Here is a 3,468-nt window from a genome sequence, read left to right on the forward strand (position 1 = left end):
CGGCCCAGAAGCCAATGGTGATACCGGGTTGTCCGCCATTCACCTCCAGGCGAATACGGCGGCCTTCGAAGTCATCGAATTCTCCGTCATCGATTGCCTGGGCAAAGATGCGATTAAGCGGCGCTTCTGCAGCCAGCTGCTTCAGGGGCACCGGGATTCGGCGATCAATAGCGCCTAGCATGGGCACGGGGGAGGGCAGGTACTCCCGAAGGACCGAAAGCGTTTGCCCCACGAGGGGAGAGTTCAGGGAGGTGATGGAAGCTAGTGGAAAAGCCATGCTTTACTCCGGGCGGTCAGTAACCGGCCTAGAGTAAAGCAAAGTGCTCTGGAACGATTTGATATAACTCAGCCCTTGTGCAGGCCTTCTTCCACCGCCCAGACGGCCACTTCCACCCGTGAGCGCAGGTTCAGTTTCTTCAGCAGGTGTTTCACATGGACCTTGACGGTGCCGTCGCTGATGTCGAGCTTGCGACCAATCATCTTGTTGGAGAGGCCCTCGGCAATCAGGCGCAGAATATCCTTCTCCCGCGGCGTCAGGCTGTCGAAATCCGGGCGTGATGCCTGCTGGGGCTTGTTGGAGCGCAATGCCTCTGCCAACAGCGTGGTCAGTCGGTCACTGATCACCATTTTGCCGACCGCCGCCTGATGGAGCTGGTTGATCATGTCTTCCGGTTCCATGTCCTTCAGCAGGTAGCCGTCCGCACCGGCCCGGAGTGCCGCCACCACGTCATCCTCCTGGTCCGACACGGTGAACATCACAATGCGGGAGCTGATGTTCTGTTCCCGAAGTCTTCTGAGCGCTTCGATGCCGTCCATTTCGGGCATGTTCAGGTCCATCAGGATCAGGTCGGGCTCCAGTTCGGTGGCCAGCCGGACGCCGTCGGCAGCGTTACTGGCCTCCCCGGCCACGCTCATATCGTCTTCCATATCGATCAACTGTTTGATGCCCTGGCGAAGAAGCGGGTGATCGTCGATCAACAGAATACTTGCGGGTGACTCAGACATCGGGTTCTCTCTTTTGGTCAGGCATTTGATGCTTCTGTGGGAATCAGGTTTCGGCTTTTGGGAACAAATCCCAGGGTGACTTCCACACCCCCTTCATCCCGGTTGCTTACTTCGACCTTGCCGCCCAGGGTCCGGGCGCGGTCCTGCATGATGATCAGGCCATAATGATTGACGGGCTGGTCGCTACCGGGCAGGCCCTTGCCATTATCCCGGATCCGCACCCGTACTTGTGGCGATTCGAACAGAACATCCACGGTTATGTCCGTGGCATCTGCGTGTTTGACCGCGTTGGCCAGGCCTTCCCTCACAATCTGCAGGGTATGGATCTCTTCATTTGGCGACAGGGTCTGGGGCGGCAGATTGTACTGCAGCCCAACCGGCTTACCCAGCCGCTCGGAAAATTCTTCAATGGTCTTCTGCAGGGCAGTAGCAAGATCCGGCGTGTCCAGCTTCAGCCTGAACGTCGCCAGCAGCTCCCGCAACTGGCGATAGGCACTGTTCAGGCCGGTACTGAGTTCGTCGAGAATCGCCTCGTGAGTTTTTTGTTGCTCGCCGTCGATGTTAAGGCGGCGCAACCGGGCAACCTGCATTTTCAGGTATGAAAGTGACTGTGCCAGGGAATCATGAAGTTCCCGGGCGATCACTGTGCGTTCTTCAGCAAGCGTCTGCTGCTGCTCCTCGGTAATCTGCCGTTCCAGGAAAATGGCCGTGGCCAGCTGGTCGCTGAGGGTTTCCAACAGCCGCCGGGAGGTTTTCGAAAGACCTTCCTCAGCCGGGTACCAGACCTCCAGTGTACCCAGCAGCTGTCCGGGGGTACGGATCGGTAGCAGGAGCCGCCGACCGTCGTTGGATTCCACGGGAAGCTCGTCATAGGCCTCTGGCGTCACCAGGCAGGCATTGCAGTGGTGATCACGGCAGTAGAAGGGCCGTTCCCGGCTGGCGGTCGTGATTGCTTGAATTGGCTCTGAGGATTCCTTGTCATGGAGATAGAGGCGGATCGGGCCAATGCCCAGTAGCTGCTCAAGCTCCTGAAGCATGGGAATCGCCCCATTGCACAGGTCGTGTTTGGCAAACAGGTCCCGGCTTGCGGAATGCAGGAGTTGAAGGGCCGCGTGGCTCCTTTCAAGCTCTTCCGTTTTCAGGCGGGCCCTTTCTTCCAGCTCGTAATAGGTCAGTGCCAGCTCGCTGGTCATCTGGTCAAAGGCCTGGCCAAGTTGTGCCAGCTCGTCGGAGCCGCTCAGGTTGGCCTTACGGGAAAAGTCCTGGTCGCCCACGGCGATGGCGATGCTGACCAGCTTGCGCAGTGGCCGCAAAATACGGTTTTTCAGATCGATGAACAGCGCCACGATGATAAGAATGGAAAAAGCCAGGCTGATGATCTGAATCAGGTGCAGCAGGTCAATACGGGCTTCGGTTCGCTGTTCCAGCATATTGACCAGCTGGTCTACGTTATCAACGTACTGCTGTGTTGAGGCCAGCATGGTCTCGGAAACAGGCGTGCCCTCGTCATGTTCCTGCAGGGCAGGCCGAAGCGTGGTTTGCCAGGATTCCAGAATGGCCTGGTACTGGGCGCCGAGCGGATGGTCATGGCTTTCGGGGATGGCCTTGGTGATGCTGGCGTCAGCCAGCTTGGTATCGTAGCGCTCCAGCATCTGCCCGATTGAGTCCTGCCCGGATTCTGGCGCAGCAGGCCCCGCGCTCCGGGCAAGCAACTGGAAGGCCCCCATGCGTAGCGCCCCCGCCAGATTAATTGCGGTGGCATTGCCTTCGATGCTTTTGGACACCGCAAGCGTGGTCGCCATGCTGACAAGGGCTGTCACCACCACGGCGCCTACAACGATGGCGATTCGGTTTACAAGCGGGCTTCTGGGCTTCATTCAGTCTCTTGCGCATTAATGCGTGTGACGGGTCAGGGTGAATTATGCCCCGCACCGGGATTCCGTGATACCTCCTTGAGGATAGTCAATTACCCCAATGGTTGGTAACCCATCATAATCTTTGACCCTTTTGTGATCAAAAGATGAAACTGAAAAACAGGTTTCCAGAAGAGCGACAGTAATGAAGTCCGAAACGGATCGTGCAGATGACCGGCTGGCGTCATTGGCAGTGGTATTGCCGTTGGCGGTGGCGGGCTTCGTTGTCGCCGCCGGGTGCTGGACCCTTTTTGCGGTGGCCGGGGTCCATCTGCGTTCGGAACTGGATCTCAGCGACTTGCAGTTTGGATTCCTACTGGCGATGCCCATGGCGGTAGGCGCGGCCCTGGCAGTCCCAGCGGGCCTGGCAGCGCAGAAATTCGGTGCCCGCCGGATCATGCTGAGCTGTCTGGCCGGGCTGGCAGCCTGCATGGTGATACTACTGACCACCGATACCTTCCCCGGCTATCTGATTGCCGCCGGCGGCCTCGGCCTGGTCGTCCGTGTACGGGCCAGTCAGAACCGGCCGCCCGGCACGCGCCGCTTCGAT

General features: G+C 58.7%; 3 protein-coding genes and 1 pseudogene. 1 reads left to right on the top strand and 3 read right to left on the bottom strand.

Going from position 1 to position 3,468, the window contains the following annotated elements:
* The 3 genes and pseudogenes from B2W52_RS18635 to B2W52_RS18645 all read right to left on the bottom strand — a co-directional run.
* A pseudogene (locus tag B2W52_RS18635) lies at positions 1-277 on the bottom strand (hypothetical protein); the annotation flags it as partial.
* Positions 278-345: 68 nt separating this feature from the next.
* A complete protein-coding gene (gene narL / locus B2W52_RS18640) occupies positions 346-1,005 on the bottom strand; it encodes a two-component system response regulator NarL (protein ID WP_273069414.1) in 660 nt (219 codons plus the stop codon).
* A 17-nt stretch (positions 1,006-1,022) separates the two neighbouring features.
* Positions 1,023-2,882, bottom strand: coding sequence for a histidine kinase (locus B2W52_RS18645; protein ID WP_273069413.1), 1,860 nt, complete (start codon positions 2,880-2,882; stop codon positions 1,023-1,025).
* Between the two features lie 181 nt (positions 2,883-3,063).
* On the opposite strand from B2W52_RS18645, the gene B2W52_RS18650 reads away from it, so the two are divergent.
* On the top strand, positions 3,064-3,468 hold a 405-nt coding region (locus B2W52_RS18650; RefSeq protein WP_286803882.1), incomplete at its 3' end, for an MFS transporter.

Source organism: Marinobacter sp. UBA2498, from assembly GCF_002341575.1.
Taxonomy (GTDB): Bacteria; Pseudomonadota; Gammaproteobacteria; order Pseudomonadales; family Oleiphilaceae; genus Marinobacter; species Marinobacter manganoxydans.

Coding starts and splice junctions, on each gene's coding strand:
- narL (WP_273069414.1), bottom strand. CDS start 1,005: ATGTCTGAGTCACCCGCAAGTATTCTGTTGATCGACGATCACCCGCTT.
- B2W52_RS18645 (WP_273069413.1), bottom strand. CDS start 2,882: ATGAAGCCCAGAAGCCCGCTTGTAAACCGAATCGCCATCGTTGTAGGC.